This window comes from Acetobacter orleanensis, assembly GCF_001581005.1.
Classification (GTDB): Bacteria; Pseudomonadota; Alphaproteobacteria; order Acetobacterales; family Acetobacteraceae; genus Acetobacter; species Acetobacter orleanensis.
On the sequence record NZ_LHZV01000043.1, the window covers coordinates 1 to 15,708 of the forward strand.

Below are 15,708 nucleotides of genomic sequence, written 5' to 3' on the forward strand. Positions count from 1 at the left end.
CCGAATAGGCTTATCGCCGAAGGCCTCAATGAACAGGTCAATGGTCTTACGAGTAGCTTTGAGCGTGTCGGGGCTTTTGGTGGTGTCTGAATAGATGAATTTTTCGGCCATCACCGACAGGCGAGGCGAGGAAGATTTAACAGGAGCAGGCTTTTCTTCTGCCCCCACATCTTCCAATGGCTCAAGAGACGATGCCGGAAGGTTTCCGGCGTGCTGGGCCAGTGTCTGATTGTTGCGAATATCCACAATCATCGCCGCCAGTCGGTTTGCCTCCCCCCGAAGCATTTCTTTTTCTTTGGCGCTTACGGCTGAGCCTGTTTTGAGGCGCTGGCTGAGAGATTCCAGTCGCGTCTGTATGGCAGCCAAGTGATCCTTGCTCTGCTGGAGAAAGGCGCTCTCTTTCTGAACCTGTTCCAGCATCTCCATCGCATGGCGGGCTTTCTCAGCCTTCTGCTCCAGTGCGTGGCACTCTTCTGCGAGGGAAAGAGTCGTTTCCTGATCCCGGATCATCTGGGTTTGCAAGGCCAGAAGCTCTTGCAGAAGAGTAGGGGATGCCTGTTCGTCCAAAGTTCGGGCCCTGTGAAAGAAGTCACCTGTACGCGCATACAGATCAGCAGCTCTTTCGCGGGCGATCAACTTTTTATCGGTGCGTAGGGAGAGGGAGATTTCAGACCGGCCCAGAAGGGCTTTGAGGTCCTGGGGGATGGCACGGCGGAAATGGTAGTGTGAGCCGATGAGGCGAAGCATGACGAATTCCCATTATGGGAAGACAAACGGGAGAATCCCGCAGACCCGCCAAATTCTCATTTTACTGTTATATTTCAACAGGTTAGTGGTGCGAACTGCGGGACTCGAACCCGCTCGCTATGGACGCAACTGGTCAGGCAACCTATTGAAACAGAACGATAATTTCAGATGAAATCATCCTTCACATGGTGACTGCGGGTTCACTCTGCGGGCAAACCCGTGGGGCAGTCAAGGGAGTGAACGGCAGACTATAGATATTTTCGAACGTAAAGCACCGCTTAACGCGGTTTTTGTAAAGTCATACATTACGCACATGGAGATAGACAGTATCGCTCATAAAGGGCTCCGGCGTTTCTTTGAAACAGGGAATGCGAAAGGGCTGGTCGGTGACATCAGTCGTTTGTGCAAAATACTGGCCTTTATTGATGCTGCCGGGTCTCTGGAAGAACTGTCTGTGCCTCCAAACTATGGATTGCATCCGTTAACAGGCGGCCGGGCAGGAACATGGTCAATGACCGTTACGAAAAATTGACGTCTGACATTCAGAGTGAGTGAAACAGGTGCTCTTCTGGATATGACATTGGAGGATTATCATGGCTCTTAAAATGCACTCCTCTCTGGCGGTTCATGTAGGGGACTGGATAAAAACAGAACTATTGGAACCTCATAACATCCGTGTGAATGCTGTCGACGAGCATTTTGGTGTCTCTCGTCAGTCTATCAGTGCGTTACTGAATGGCCGGGCACGCTTATCAGCAGATATGGCTATCCGTTTTGAGAAAGCTTTTGGGATTAGTGCTGAGACGCTGATGCGGATGCAGAGCACGTTCGATTTGGCGCAGGCACGTGTCCATGAAGGCAATCTTGAGGTGAGTGGTTTCTTTGGGCAGGCTCAGAAACCTGTCGGATATCGGGTTTCTCAATAGGTTACTTTTAAAGGGAGCCAGCAGTGCTCAATGGCTACCCATTAAGCAGCAGGCAAGGGGGAATGCTTCCCCCGTTGACCCCCTTGTTCTTTTTGAAATCCGTCCCCTTCGGGGGAGATTGTCTGCTTTGTAAAAGCCTGAATGAAAAACTTGTTAGTATGCTCAGTCATGCAGGAGCAGACTGGTGACGCTACTTTGGTGCCATGCGGTTTATTAGATTTTTCAATGTTGATTTTTTTAATATACAAGACGGATTTTTCGTATTTATTAATGGTTTGTGGAATGCTCTTCATCATAATATGAGAAAATAAATTGATACATTCTTTGCCATCCAATCTTCGAATGCTCGTTTCACGTATAGAAATAGCTATAAAAAAATGGCCAGTACAAATTTCTTTGGACCATGCATTGAAATGGGTACTTCAGTTTGATAAAGAAGATTATCCATTGGCTGTTCAAATTATAGAGCATCTCGATGTTCTTGGATCGAGCCAAATTAGGGCTGCTCTGGAGGTTGCTCATACAAAACTTGTCAGAAGTATTTCAAATAAAGGCTCTCCCATGAAGGGGAATAATACACTTTTTGCTGCTGTTGGCAAATCGGCAAAAAGTGGAGCATTAATCGCCTATCATTACAGGGTGACCTCTGAAATTCCAGAAAGTAGCTTTATTTCAGGTGATGAAGAAGATCAACTGGATCTATCAAAGATAGAAAATATTGTTTTAGTTGATGATGTAATTGGAACAGGAAGAACTATTACCTCTGAAGTTAGCAAGATGGCAGAGGAGGTTTATTCATCTGAGCGTGTAAGAAATATATTTGTTCTTACGGTTGCTGGTTATGAGTCTGGAATAAATCATGTAGAAGAAAAAACCGGATCTTCTGTAATAACAGCATTAGAGTACGGTATTAGGGATACTGTTGCAGATTTGGATGCTGTATTTTATCATGGAATGCCGATGTCTGATCGAGAAGATAGTCTTGAGACTATAAAGCGTTACTGTAGATCTGTCGGAAATTCTGAGTTGGGTTTTGCAAATGTGGGAGGATTACTGGTTTTTGATCACAATACCCCTAATACGACCTTGCCTATAATATGGAGTAACAGTAAAAATTGGCTTCCGTTATTTCCGAGGGCAGCAAATATTCCGGGTTCCGCCAAAGTAATTAAAAGTGTCAAAAAAGAACGATCGGCGGATTTTGAGAAAAAAGATAGTACTAATTTATCGGTAATTCGTAAAGAAATGGAGATTACACTTTTTGTCGAAGGAAAAATAGACGAGATTTTCATTGATTATTTTGTTGAGAAGCAAAAACTTTCAGAGAATATCGAGGTTGGAAAAGTAAATGCCATTGCTTTGGGCGGATTGTACCAATCGCAAAAACTTATAGACCTTTTGCAACAAAGTAAAAAGCATGCAGTGTTTGTTCTTGATAATGACGCTCATGCAAAGAGAGCAGCTTCACGATTGGACGGGTTAGAAAATGTCCCTGTTATGTTTTTGAAGCCGAATTTTATAGCTCTTCTTGATATCAATAAAATATATGCCAATAAGGAGCGTTTTCCAAGCTTACCAGAAGAACCTTTATCTATTGACGACGAAAGGGCAGATGTTTCTGATGACAAATGGTTACATGCGCTGGAAAAGGCGACCATTAGGAGAGGGGCAATTGTTTCAAGGGCGGATGCGATTATCAAATTTATTGACGAGTTTCTTGATGAAAAGAAATATGAGGAATTTTGTAAGGAACTGAAGGAAAAAATTAATGTTTTTTTTCCTTCACTGCCTGAGGTTTAACAAATAACATAAATAATAATGGAAATTTTGGAATAAATTTTTGTTTCAAAAATCAGTGTTATTATTCACATATGGACAAATATTTTCTGGATCGGCATTGGTGATTTCTGTCGATTCCATGTTTTTATGCCCTTTAAAAACGGGTTTTAAAATGGATAAGGGGGTCAACGGGGGAGGTTTCTCCCCCTTGCCAGTTGCTTGATGGGACCCTTTGGGTAGCCATTGAGCACTGCTGGCTCCCTTTTAAATCGTGACGTTTGCAAAGGCTGTTTCCGGGTAGCTTATTGCCTCTATGGTTTGTTGCAGATTGGCTGTTGAAATGCCGGTCAGATAGGTAGTCATCCCTTGGCTCTTATGGGTGGCTTCATGCCCAAGCAGGCGGTCAATCCACACCTCTCGGATATTTGCATTCGCGTTTCTGAGTTGCGTCGAGACTGTGTGCCGGAACGAGTGAAACGTGATTTCTGCTGGCAGACCAATGCGGGTCTTGAGCAATGAGAAAGCCCGTCCCAATGCTGCGCCCCTTGTACCCTGTTTCGAGGTTTCCAGACCGGCAATGAGATAAGGGCCATTCGTGGCATCCTTGAGTGCCAGAACTCCCGCTTCAATCAGTTTTGGATGGACAGGCACCATGCGGGTGCCAGCATCAGTCTTCGGTGACCAGCCGGTTTCGGCGTGTGGCTGAATGAGGAAGCAAGGGATACCGTCAACGGTCTGGAGGTCTTCTTTTCTCAGGGTACAGATTTCCCCAAGCCTCATGCCGGAATAAGCAGCAATAAGAGTGACCAGCCGGAAAGTTTGCTCCGGTATAGAAGTACTATGCCATGATGCAGAGGCCAGCAAAGCTAGTTCTCTGGCTGTCCAGCTTCTGCGTATGGTCTTTTGCCCATTCTCGAAATTCCAGCCCGTCCATGGGTTCCGTGTGACCAACTCCCTTTGGTGTAACTGGTTCCACAGGGCCGAGAGACGCATCATATGGTTTTTAACGCTCTTGCCACTCAAGGTTGGTAGACCTTCCTCTCTGGCCCGTTGTGCCTCTTCTTCAAGGGTGAGGCTGCTCTTGCGCTTCCCCAGTGAGGCCGGAAGGGAAAACAGGAGGTCACGGAACGCCCCGGCCTTCTCGCCCCCTATGATGGATACAGGGGCATCGCCAAACGCTTGCAGGAACAGGTCCACTGCCCGCTGGGTCGCTTTCTTGGTGTCAGCACTGGCATGGGGGCTGTCCAAGACAAAGCGTTTCAGGGCACCTGACAGCATCAAGGGTTGAGTTTTGGGAGGCTTGACCGTTTTCTTCACTGTCCGAGGTTTTGGCATCGGTGCTGACACCGGCACGGACCCCGTTTCCTGAGCAGATGAAGGTAGGCCGACGCTCTGCAAATCCCGCAGTGAAACCCGCAGTCCTTCAAGCCTGTTTAAAGTGTCTGGTTCAGAGAGAGCCAGATGGGCCTGAGAGAAGAGTTCTGTTGTTCTGGCATGAAGCAGAGAAGCGCGTTTGCGGGCTTCGTTCTGGTAGCCGGTTTTTAAAGAAACCCAGATTTCCCGCCGGTTTAGGGCTGCTCGCAGGATAGGGGGAACGATACGACGAAAGTGGTAGGTAGTGCCTCGGACGCGGAGCATAAAATCTTCCCTCAGTGGGGAAGGACGATGGAGCAAAGACAGCCTTTGCCCCTCATTCAGCCGAAAAATCGTGCTATTTCAGGTGTCTGTGGTGCGAACTGCGGGACTCGAACCCGGAGAACGGGGTGAGTTGCGTTCGAAACCTTCATGATTTCATCAAGGAAAACGCTAAAAGACGTCCTTCTTGGTAACGACTTACGAGAAACACTTTGGAGAAGAAGTGAGTTCTCGTCAAGAGACTTTCCAAAGTCTTCAAAACGGTGAAGGTGTGCCAGGGGGTGGGTGTCGGGTGTGCGGGTTCGGTGCGGGAAACAATGTAGGACTGCGGGAACGATACGGGCTGATAAGCACCTGATGTTTCACTTTATGATTTTTCGTTGTGAGCAAATCAGAAAGCCGTTTGATCTCACGCTGAGCAGCATCTTTCTTGTCTCTGTGCGCTCTGTTCCAATCCATAATGCGCTTTTGGCGCGCTTGCACGATACGGTCAAAACGCTGGTTAAGCCATGGGTCCAGCTCCTTTATGTCGGCCATGGCTGAAAATTCGGTATCATAGGTTTTCCTGAAGTGTTCCAGAGCCGGTTTGTTCTTTTCACTCAGGATGGAGCGGATCGGATTGGGCGGCTCTGCACGCAGCCCCACGATATGCAGCAAGGCTTGCACGACAAAACGGAGAACCTCCAGAAATTCGAAAAAGAGCTGATCCGCTCTTCTTTCAAGTCTTGTGGCTTTCACAGTGAGACGCTGCCAGCGACTTTTTTCAGCGTCCTGCCAGTCTCGTTTTGCGACGCTATAATGGTCAAAGCTTTTTCTGAGCTGTTTCTGGTAAGGGGTAAGCTGCTTGCGCCATGTCGCTATCATCTTGTCTCGATCAAGAGGTTTCCAGGTCGCTTCGGGTGCCTGCTGGGCAAGAATAGCGCGTTGTTGTGCGATGGCTTGCCTGATCTCTTTCCGAAAACGGGCTTCCTTTGCACTTATGATGTGCACGGAAGAGGTGGAGCGGAGTGGTTCTGTCGTGAGAGTGTCAACGTCAGCTATTCGTTTGAGCCATAGTTCTTTTCGGCATGCAGGGATTTTCGGGCGTTTTAAAACCGGAGCTTTTCTGGGCACAGGCTGAGTGTCAGACGGTTTGGGAATAGGGTATTTGTTATAAAAATCTACGGTCGTCCGGCGGATTGACAGGCGTGTACTCTGGATGTTGAGTTCTCGTTCATCTTCGGTTTGGCTCCGTTCTTCTGAAAGCAGGTTTCGAAAATCTGCTGCTTTGACTTTTGCAAGACGGGTAAAGCTTCCCACAAGAAGGCCATCACTGGTTTCAATAATATGAGCACCCGGTCGCGTCTCTTTACGGTCGCCTTCACGCAGCGTCAGAGAGTGGTCTTTCAAGGCGGCCCGGAAAGCCTTTAATCCGTCTGATTGCGACCAGAGGGACGTGACCAGCTTTTTCAGGGCGGGAAGATCAAACCCTTGGCGTTCGGTAATGCGTCGCGCCTCTGATGTATAGGCAGCGCGGGGTTTTGCATCATCAGCAACAGGAATGAGAGCATCGACCTGTTCCGCGGCATTGTGACGACCTTCTTTACGCAAGGCTTTGGCAATCGCCTTGTCATGTCGACCAACCACAAGTTTGTGCCCCAGCCGGATTTCTTCAAGGCGCGCGACTTTTTCCATGCGCATCCATGTGAACCGGCTTTCCAGAACATGATTCTGTTGCCACTCTGGCAGGATCAGATGGCCATGTGTGCTTCCGTCCTTCTGGTGAACCACAAGAGTGAGGTGTTCGGGGTCTGCATGGAGTTCGTCACACAGACGACGGGCAAAGGCTGAAAGCTGTTCATCGGTCATCGCGTCATCTGGATTGAAGGCGATATGACGGAGACCGTATTTCAGTCCTTCGCGGTGCGCTTCGCGCATATGGTCATGCAGGAGCCATTCAGACCCGGCCAGAACTCTGATGGCTTCATTTTTCGCACCATGCAGAACATGGCGTGCAATGGCACCCGCTCCGCTCTTTGTTGTGATCCGGCTTTCCTTGACGATCATGGATCATGCTCTCACAGGACTTTCAATGACGCGTCGTATGAGGCTCGTTGCACCTGTGAAGGGCTGGCCGAATGGAAGGCATCTTGTGTGCTCGGGACAGTATCCGGTCAAGCTGACAGATCAGCATGTCAAGATCATCGAGCACACATCCGCACCGGACGGCATCCTCGCAATTTGCAGAACGGGCTAATTGATTGAGGTTGTTGCCAACTCGGGAAAGCTGGTGGCGTATGCCACGCAGTTCCTCGGGAACAGGTCGGCCATCATGACCAGACAGTTCTGCACTGGTGAGCAGAGAACGTATCCAGTTGGCCGTTGTGGCATGGCTCTGAGCGCGAGCGATATGGTTCCAGCGCATCAGCTCGTCTGGCGATGCTCTGACGGAGAGGCGGGATGTTCGAGGTATCGGCATGACTGGTTTCTCCTTGCTTAAGAGGGGGTCAACGGGGGAGATTTCTCCCCCTTGCCAGCTGTTGAATGCTACCTTGGGTAGCCATTCAACACTGCTGGCTCCTGACCAGAACCCCATGGAGACTAAGGTAATCTATTTCCATGCAAAGAACGAAAAAAGAACAAATTCTTAACGCTTAAAATGAAGGAGGCTTCTGGAGAGTCTGTTTCAGTATGAATGGGAGGCTTGAGTATAGTCTCCTTCCGCCTCAAAGCCGAGGTACGTTAGGCTCGCTTTAATCGACTAGTTTTGGGACTAAATACCCAGGAAGAGATCATTGTGATAACCGGATTGACGCATCACGAAAGGTCGCTTAACTGTCGCAATGAGATGAAAATAGAATATCGATAATCTACGATAGATTTCATTATGCATTTACGACAAGGAAATTAAGCAATGTGCGAAAATGAAAAAAACGAAAATATTATTCCATATAAACTTGAGCAGAATACGGCAACAAATGGTGTTAGAGGCTTATATTCTCCCCATGATTTTTATATGGATTTATCAGAAGATATAATGAAAAATATTGAAAATCTTAATAAAGATGACAGTGTCCAGGCCGAGTTTATAGAAAAAAATATTGGGAACATAGTAAGTTTTTCGACGTATCTTCATGAAACAATACACTGGTGGCAACATATAGGATCATCATCTGGTTTTCTACAAAGTCTTTCGAGTTTTTCTCTTGTCTATGAATGTAAAAGTGAAATCAAAAAAATAATTTCGGAAATAGGGAATGTAAAACCCCTCATAAAGTTTTATAAGAAACATTGCGGAGAGAAATTTAATTGTATTGATAGTTTTAACGTGTTGATAAATGATTACTTAGACATAAACTTTGCAATCAATTTAATATTAAAACCTTCTAAATTGAGTGAATTCTATAAAGATTATTACTTCCTTGGTCGGGGCCATTGCTTTTCTATTTTATATGCCATTTCATGTAATATTTTATCTATTAGTAGTAATGGTGGCGTAATAACAGATCCGGATTCTATAACGAAACAGATGAGGATATTGAAAGCCAAAAATTATCCCGAGTTTTCGGGTGTTGCACCCAGTTCTGACGCAATATCCTCCATCGGGCTCTATGAAATATTCGAAGGACAAGCGATATTTAATCAAATACAATACTTAAGTTTAGCTCTTGGGGATGAAAGTTTAGTTCACTTTGAAGAACAAGGGTATCTGCATGGAGTATATAGGGTAGCTTTTGATAAATTCTTATATTATACTGGGTTAGCTTTTCCTGAAAAAACGATATCAAAAGAAGTAGGAATTTTCTTGCTTATCTGCGATCTATCAATAAATCCAACTTCGTGCTTTCCTGGTGCAATAGAAAATTTTGAAGAGTTTATTCCAAGTGTAGATCCAGGAACTAGATTTTCTAAATTATGTAAAGTTATTAGAAATAATAAAAATATAATTAATAAACTAAACGATCTAAGTAAGGGTGAATATTGTGAAATATCAGAATTTATTTGTGAAAAAGCAGGGATAAAATCACCAACTGAAATTTTTAGAGAAGTATCAATGTGGCCTGAAATGAGTAAAGAAATTAATGAAATAATGGAAGAGGGAAGAATTTTATCATTCTCTGCTGAGAACATGCCAGTCAGACTGATTTTGTATAAATTTGTGGAATTCTATAGCAATAAATATAAAAATCCGGATTTTTTCTGCTGGATAGGTTATAAGCTAGCCTCTTCGAAATTACCTGAAAATGGAATGGATATTTGGCTTAGTCAACAAACATTGTTCACAAAAAGATCTGATAAGCCTGGCGTTTTTGTGCGTAATTTTCCTAATATAAAAAATGAAAACCTTGTTAAAACCCTTGGGGAATTTTATAATTTTCTTGTTTTGCGAGATTTAACCGTGCAAATGGTAATGAAAGAAGGAAATTTTGATATGTTTTTTGATAAATTTGTAGAAACAGATACCAATACTTCATACGAATGGGCTCAGGATATTTTTAAAAATGTATATGATGTCACGCCTGAAGAGTTCAAAGTATTATGAAAATCATTTATGAAAGTATGATATTTTATTTTTCAAAGCTGACCGGTCTTCAATTTGCTAGTTCTATGTCCAAATTGAAGGCAATTGCGTTAAAAAATTAATCACGGACGCCCCTTCGGGCCGCAAAACACAGGCAGTTCAGCTTTAGGATCTGCCTGTGATGGGCAAACAGCATCTCGATCTTTTTTCGTTGTCGTCGGTCCGTAATATATGCGTCCGTCAGTGCGAGGTCACGCAGACACCGTCCGTAGCGGCGCGGCATAATGGTGGCGGCCCAGGTCTCATTGATGAAGGCGAACTGCGCCGGATCAAGATCGAGCTTGGTATCGAACCACTCCTGTGGTCTCGTCAGGATGTCGGGGTGATCGTGCTCTGGGGGCTGCCAGGAATTTCGTGTGCGATGCGTTATTCACATTGTTGAACAGGCGGTGGCACGCGCGAAGCGGTCACCGAAGAGAATGGCGCACTGGGGCTTTGCCATGGACCATTCCCTCGGCGGCATGATCCATTCTTTCTCGGCGCGGTTCAAGGTCAGGAAGAGAAGCTTGAGGGCCGCGTCGTTATTGGGGAAATGCCCCTGGCCCGGACGGCCCGCCTCAGCTTGGCGGCAGTTCTACCGGTCGTAGCGGCAAGGGCGCACCAGCGGACGGTACTCGCCGGACTGACGCTGAACCGTTCGGCCGCCTGACGGCGTGACAGACAACTCGAAACAGCTGCAACAACACGTTCGCGGAGATCCAGAGACAGGTTTCGTGATGACATCCCTGGCCGACCTCCATTCCGGCTATCATCTCGAATCAAATCACCTCACTTTAGGAAATCCTTACGATTCAATCAGTGCAGAAAACACTCTAAGGATCGCAGTTAAGGCACGCACGAGTGGGCAGCTTACCCGCTCTCCTTGCCTAAGAGCAGACCTTCTGCATCCCCCCCTAATTCGCCTGTCTGCTCAAGCGAACCAGAACAGAAAGTCGGCAGTCGCCTACTTTTAAGACATTCATTGACCTTGAAAGTCTACCCGTAACCAGACACTGTTTACGGGGATAAAGTCACTCCACGCTACGAGCATGCATCATGCTGACTATGCCTGACGAACACGGCACCGCGGCTCAGCCGATTTTCTCTTCGCATCAGACTTTCACGAGTTTGATGGCACGCTCGGGACAGGCCTTTACACATAAACCGCAGGCACGGCACTGATCGGCATGAGGCGTATACGCGACCATTCCCCCATGAACGCGGCTTTTGATCTTTCCGACAAAGGAGAGCTCACGATAGTCAGAACGGTCGATCTTTCGGACCTCAAAAACATTGTAAGGGCACACGGCGACACAGGCATCTTTTCCCTCACACCGATTGAAATCCACAATCGGGACGACCAGCCCTGTTCGCCCCTCTTCCAAGCATTTATGTGTGCTCATTACTTTTTCTCTGTTTCCCGTTATTTCGCTGCCGCTCATTCGACGCTCTCCTGCAAATTCCGACTTTGCCGAAGCTCCCGCGCGAACATCTCAAGCGTCGTCGTCGGCCTCCCCAGTTTTTCCCAGGTCTCCCCTGCGTAAAACGGATCTTCGTGATCTCCGAAATAGGCGAACAGATGCGCCACGAATTTCATTTTCGGATTGAAAAGGCCGATCATCCGCATGACCCAGAGCGGCGCCACGCGAATTTTGAGAGAGGGGTCGTAGTTTTTTACAAAACGCTTCAGCGCCTGTCTGACGGAGATCACTTCCGGTCCCTGTACCGGACAATGTTCTGGCATTGCCTGAGGATTCTGAAACGCCTCGACCACCCATCGTGCGTAATCCGCGGCACTGATCCACCAGATTTTGACGCGCGTATTCCCAATCCACTGAATCGCACGTCCGCTGATCATGAAAGGCAGCAACTCCATGAAATGGGTCGGCGCGAAGAAGGTATGTCGAATACCGGTGTCCGCAATGATCTTGTGCCCTTCCATACGGATAATATTGGGCACGACATTCTGTTTGATGTTTGTGAGCGCCGGTGGATAGGCACCAAGAGCACCGATCTTGGCAATATACCGGATGTCCAGCCCCTGTCTGGCCGTCATCAGGTTTTGCACACCCTCGCGCTCTTCATAAAAGGGAAGATTCGGATCCGCCGTTTCAGTTGCAAGATTGAGATAAATGGCATCTACCCCGTCTAGAGCCGCGCGCAGGCTCGGAACGTCCCGCAGATCGGCCTGAACGATCTCGACAGTATCCGGAAGCATCCTGCGTGCCTTATCTGGCGAGCGGACAATGGCCCGGACTTCGAAATGTCTGGCCAGTTCGGTCGTAACCGGCGCGCCAAGCCGGCCTGTCGCGCCAATGACGGCAATTTTTCTGATCGGTTTCATGGTGTGTCCTGATCCATGGATGCAAAAATTGTCCTGAGTTTTTCAGGGGCGTAATGCCGGTTTATGGCGGTGTTTCTGAGGCCGATCCCACGCAGCAAGAAACGGACTGTGTTCTCGATCAGCTTGGCGCGTGTCACGCCGTATTCAACGACCGTGATATCGGGCAGGCTGATCAGATGCAGCGTGTTCGCCAGATGATGAACGAACCAGATCTCAGCACTTCCGGTCTGAACACCGTCCTCCACATCACCCGCATCCTGCGCAGCCCGGAAGGAGCGTTCGAAAATGCCGATCCATGGTTTCACATGCCTGTCGAGGAAAGCCTTCGCGAACTGCCCGTCGCTCAGCAGGCTGGCCGTGACCAGCCGCTTGGTATCATTATGAGACTGTGCATCTCCGATGCCGGGAAAGACCGCCTGCACGAGCAACGCAACACCGGTGACCAGTGTTGCTGTCGAAGGTGCTGCTTCAGCGAGAAGACGGCTGCCGACGGCGTTTGCCTCGACGCAATGAGACTCAAGTTCCGCGTAAAGCACCTCCTTACTGGCAAAGTGCCGGTAAAGAAGGGCCTCGGAAACCCCCGCCGCTCTGGCGATCTCTTTTGTGGTCGCCCGCTCCCGACCAAGGCGGGCGAAAACGGGAGCGGCCGCTGACAGGATCGCCTGCCTGCGATCCGTCGCGGAAAGTCTGGAAGGGCGTGAGGGCATGGTTTCTCCTTACGGAGAATTTGTAAGTGAATATTCACTTACATGCAAGCGCCTTATGACACCTCGCCGTATATGACCAGGAGCGGACCGTCCGCTTTCCTCCCCTAATTCGTCATAGAATTTGTCTTAAATAAAGTGTTGGATACCTGACAGTCTCCACCGTCTGCTTAAGATTTTCGGTGATGATACCAGAGAGATAGGTCGTGGCTCCTTGGCTCTTGTGACTAGATTCATGACCGAGGAGAGCATCAATCCAGAGCTCTCGGAGGTCTCCGGCTTGATTGCGCAGGCGGGTGGACACCGTGTGTCGGAAACTATGGAAGGTAATGGCGGCAGGAAGGCCTATGGTTGTTTTGAACTTCGAGAAATTCCGGCCAAAGTCTGTGCCCCTTGGCCCTGTTTGAGGGGTTTTCAGTTCCGAGAACAGGAATTTCTCGCCGTCTTTCCTGAAGTCCAAAATGCCCCAGTCCAGTAAGGCGCTATGGATCGGCACATTCCGGGTGCCCGCTTCTGTTTTCGGTGTCCATTTGTCTTCGGGATGAGGGCGGATAAGGAAACAGGGAATACCGTCAACCTCCTGAATATCCTCATTCCGCAGGTTACTGATTTCTCCCAGCCTCATGCCACTATACGCGGCGACCAGTGTAATCCCTGCAAAGGTGGCCTGTGAGATGGTGCTGCATGTCCATGCCGAAGACGAAAGAAGGGCGAGTTCATTGTCTGTCCATGCCCTGCGGGGGTTCCGCTTGGTCAGGTCAAAGTCCCAGTTGCTCCATGGGTTCTTTTCGGCAATCTCGCGACGGATCAGCTGGTTCCACAAGGCCGAAAGACGCATGAAGTGATTCTTCACGCTCTTGCCGCTTAAGGTCGGCAGGTCAAATTCCTGCGCCCGCTCGACCTCAGCGTTTAAATCCAACTCCTGCTTGCCTTTGGCGTAGGAGGTGGGGAGAGAGAAAAGCAGGTCTCGAAATTCGCCTGCCACCCGGCCAGTAATCTCTTTGACTGTCTTATCGCCAAAAGCCTGAACCAAGAGTGCTACCGTGCGGCCTGTCTCTTTCTTGGTAGCGTCACTCTTCTGGGTGTCCGCCAGCAAGGCTATCTGAAGGGCTTCCGTCAGGCGAGGAGAGGTCGGAGCGGTCGGAGTAGGGGAAGGGGATGCTAACTGGTGAGACGGCGGCACCGCGCCGGGAGCCTGAGACAGGGCTGGGCCGGTCTGAAACAGTTTGACCAGTGTGTCATGCAACCGTTCGATTTCTTCGGTCTTACTGGCAAGACTGGCTTTGTCCTGCATTTTGCCAGTTATCATGTCCTGACGCAACGTGATGATATGCTGATTTAGCCGTTCCAAAGCGTCTGTGGAGTAAGTCAGGAACGCTCTGGTTTTGAGCAGGTCTTCATAACGGGTCATGCTGGCTGTGTAGCGCTCAATCTTGAGCTGTTCTGCGGCATTCCGATCGGTGGTCTCGATGACCTCTTCCTGTCTCTTGATGATGTCTTCATACAGCGCCAGAAGGTCGTCTTTGGTGATGGGCTTGTCCTGAGCTGAGTCAGTCATGGTGCGGGCCGTCCTGAAAAGCGCGCTGGTCTGGGCATGGAGGGCCATGGCCGAGAGGCGGGCTTCTGATTTGTTCCCTGTTTTGAGGGAAATCCAGAATTCAGTTTTGCCGAAGAGGGGGCGCAAGGCAACGGGAACGACGCGACGGAAATGATAGTGGGTGCCTACGAGAGCCAGCATTGAGAACTTCTCCAGTTTGGAGAAGGACTGTGGAGAAGCGGGTTTACACTTCACCGCTTTCAGTGTTTCTTAATAAAATCAATATGTTAAGGTATGCGAACTGCGGGACTCGAACCCGCTCGCTTTGGTCGCAACCAACAAAGCAACCCATTGAAATAAAACGATAATTTCAGACGAAATCATCCTTCGCATGGTGACTACGGGTTCACTCTGCGGGCAAACCCGTGGGGCAGTCAAGAATCTAATTAATTACAAAAATAGATTACTAGAGGAAAGTTTCCTCCCATAAAGAATATATAAATTTCGTCGTGACGCGCACCAAAAAATGTATATATTTTGACTTGAGATAATTTTCGATGTGGAGTGAAAATGACAACGGTTTTTATTAGTCATATTACTAGAGAAAATAAGATTGCATCTTCTTTGAAATCTGAAATAGATGATTCATTGCTTGGTGGGGTGCAAGTTTTCCAATCTAGCGATCCTAACTCTATTGGCATGGGAGATAATTGGTTAAAGGTTATCGATCAAAATCTGAATACTTGTGATGCATTGATCCTACTTGTTAGTCCTGAAAGTGTGGATAGGCCTTGGATTAATTTTGAGTTCGGTGCAGCATGGGCTCGGCGTATATCTGTCATTCCTATCGTTCATTCTGGAATGACTTTGGGAAAACTACCTATTCCCATGTCTCTTCAGCAAGGTTTTGAGTTAACCAATACACAGGGAATGCAGGGTTTAATAGGGAAGCTAGCAGGGTTAGCTAATCTGCGAGCACCTGTCCGGAATTATGAAAAATTTTGTTCAGACGTTAAGAGATTAGAAGATATTTCATATAAATATAGAGAAGCATTGATAGAAATAAAATCTATAGATGAAGAGGTTTATAAGTTTCTATGTGAATTAAAAGTTGAGGCAGGGCAGTTTTTTCCACGACAGTATCCTGAGAGAATTTTTGAAAAAATGCGAGAGAGTTTCGATGCGTTAAAAAGCGGAGGATTTATTGAATATGAATATGGTGGTGTTGGACCAACAGATGCTCGTGGCATCAGAACGCATGGAATGATAATGAGTACCAGAGGGAACTTTGGTTACTTGGGTGTTTTGGTAAAGCCGTTATTTATTGATCTCAAGAATGAGGTCCAGAAATCTCAGTAACATTTTAATAAGATTTATAGATTCCTTGTGGATCTTAATTTGGTAGTGAATTTAAGGGAAGATCAATGCTTCTGGTATTTATATAAACTTTGATTTTGTATATTGGAGAGGGTCAACGGGGGAGGTTTCTCCCCCTT

Annotated in this window: 15 protein-coding genes and 1 pseudogene; 6 read left to right on the forward strand and 10 right to left on the reverse strand. The window is 47.7% G+C overall.

The window, feature by feature from the left end; translation table 11 throughout:
• A partial coding sequence (locus AD949_RS02020; RefSeq protein ID WP_346186931.1) for a DUF6538 domain-containing protein occupies positions 1 to 747 on the reverse strand: 747 nt, incomplete at its 3' end.
• A gap of 313 nt (positions 748 to 1,060) precedes the next feature.
• Here AD949_RS02020 and AD949_RS02025 point away from each other — a divergent pair.
• The gene (locus AD949_RS02025; RefSeq protein ID WP_244463467.1) at positions 1,061 to 1,279 is read left to right on the forward strand and encodes a type II toxin-antitoxin system RelE/ParE family toxin; all 219 of its coding nucleotides are present in this window, start codon (positions 1,061 to 1,063) and stop codon (positions 1,277 to 1,279) included.
• Positions 1,280 to 1,340: 61 nt separating this feature from the next.
• Positions 1,341 to 1,673 (forward strand): HigA family addiction module antitoxin, encoded by a 333-nt coding sequence (locus AD949_RS02030; RefSeq protein ID WP_048836984.1) that lies wholly within the window; start codon positions 1,341 to 1,343, stop codon positions 1,671 to 1,673.
• Positions 1,674 to 1,714: 41 nt separating this feature from the next.
• On the opposite strand, the gene AD949_RS02035 is transcribed toward AD949_RS02030, so the two are convergent.
• On the reverse strand, positions 1,715 to 2,008 hold the full coding sequence (locus AD949_RS02035) for a hypothetical protein (RefSeq protein WP_141325528.1): 294 nt from the start codon (positions 2,006 to 2,008) through the stop codon (positions 1,715 to 1,717).
• A 7-nt stretch (positions 2,009 to 2,015) separates the two neighbouring features.
• On the opposite strand from AD949_RS02035, the gene AD949_RS02040 reads away from it, so the two are divergent.
• A complete protein-coding gene (locus AD949_RS02040) occupies positions 2,016 to 3,473 on the forward strand; it encodes a phosphoribosyltransferase-like protein (protein WP_061504608.1) in 1,458 nt (485 codons plus the stop codon).
• A 243-nt stretch (positions 3,474 to 3,716) separates the two neighbouring features.
• On the opposite strand, the gene AD949_RS02045 is transcribed toward AD949_RS02040, so the two are convergent.
• From AD949_RS02045 to mobC, 3 genes are all read right to left on the reverse strand, one after another.
• Positions 3,717 to 5,090 (reverse strand): site-specific integrase, encoded by a 1,374-nt coding sequence (locus tag AD949_RS02045; RefSeq protein WP_061504609.1) that lies wholly within the window; start codon positions 5,088 to 5,090, stop codon positions 3,717 to 3,719.
• Positions 5,091 to 5,342: 252 nt separating this feature from the next.
• Positions 5,343 to 7,133 carry a relaxase/mobilization nuclease domain-containing protein gene (locus AD949_RS14430; protein ID WP_244463427.1) on the reverse strand — a complete coding sequence of 597 codons (1,791 nt, stop codon included), beginning with the start codon at positions 7,131 to 7,133 and terminating at the stop codon, positions 5,343 to 5,345.
• Between the two features lie 22 nt (positions 7,134 to 7,155).
• The gene (mobC, locus tag AD949_RS13605; protein WP_082064839.1) at positions 7,156 to 7,545 is read right to left on the reverse strand and encodes a plasmid mobilization relaxosome protein MobC; all 390 of its coding nucleotides are present in this window, start codon (positions 7,543 to 7,545) and stop codon (positions 7,156 to 7,158) included.
• A 435-nt stretch (positions 7,546 to 7,980) separates the two neighbouring features.
• Between mobC and AD949_RS13955 the strand changes: the two genes are divergently transcribed.
• A complete protein-coding gene (locus AD949_RS13955) occupies positions 7,981 to 9,609 on the forward strand; it encodes a hypothetical protein (protein ID WP_141325496.1) in 1,629 nt (542 codons plus the stop codon).
• Between the two features lie 157 nt (positions 9,610 to 9,766).
• A complete protein-coding gene (locus AD949_RS14715) occupies positions 9,767 to 10,030 on the forward strand; it encodes a hypothetical protein (protein WP_156475911.1) in 264 nt (87 codons plus the stop codon).
• Here AD949_RS14715 and AD949_RS13610 read toward each other — a convergent pair.
• The 5 genes and pseudogenes from AD949_RS13610 to AD949_RS13615 form a co-directional block, all read right to left on the reverse strand.
• A pseudogene (locus AD949_RS13610) lies at positions 10,019 to 10,215 on the reverse strand (transposase); the annotation flags it as partial. The gene AD949_RS14715 and the pseudogene AD949_RS13610 overlap by 12 nt on opposite strands.
• A gap of 524 nt (positions 10,216 to 10,739) precedes the next feature.
• On the reverse strand, positions 10,740 to 11,069 hold the full coding sequence (locus AD949_RS02070; protein ID WP_048836607.1) for a 4Fe-4S dicluster domain-containing protein: 330 nt from the start codon (positions 11,067 to 11,069) through the stop codon (positions 10,740 to 10,742).
• Complete coding sequence (locus AD949_RS02075; RefSeq protein ID WP_048836608.1) at positions 11,066 to 11,971, reverse strand: SDR family oxidoreductase; 906 nt, start codon at positions 11,969 to 11,971, stop codon at positions 11,066 to 11,068. The genes AD949_RS02070 and AD949_RS02075 overlap by 4 nt, the downstream gene beginning before the upstream one ends.
• Positions 11,968 to 12,678 (reverse strand): TetR/AcrR family transcriptional regulator, encoded by a 711-nt coding sequence (locus AD949_RS02080; protein ID WP_048836609.1) that lies wholly within the window; start codon positions 12,676 to 12,678, stop codon positions 11,968 to 11,970. Before AD949_RS02080 ends, AD949_RS02075 begins: the two co-directional genes overlap by 4 nt.
• A gap of 112 nt (positions 12,679 to 12,790) precedes the next feature.
• Complete coding sequence (locus AD949_RS13615) at positions 12,791 to 14,413, reverse strand: site-specific integrase (RefSeq protein ID WP_082064838.1); 1,623 nt, start codon at positions 14,411 to 14,413, stop codon at positions 12,791 to 12,793.
• A 369-nt stretch (positions 14,414 to 14,782) separates the two neighbouring features.
• Between AD949_RS13615 and AD949_RS02090 the strand changes: the two genes are divergently transcribed.
• Positions 14,783 to 15,571: a toll/interleukin-1 receptor domain-containing protein gene (locus tag AD949_RS02090; protein WP_048836610.1), complete on the forward strand. Its 789-nt coding sequence runs from the start codon at positions 14,783 to 14,785 to the stop codon at positions 15,569 to 15,571.
• Positions 15,572 to 15,708: the final 137 nt, after the last annotated feature.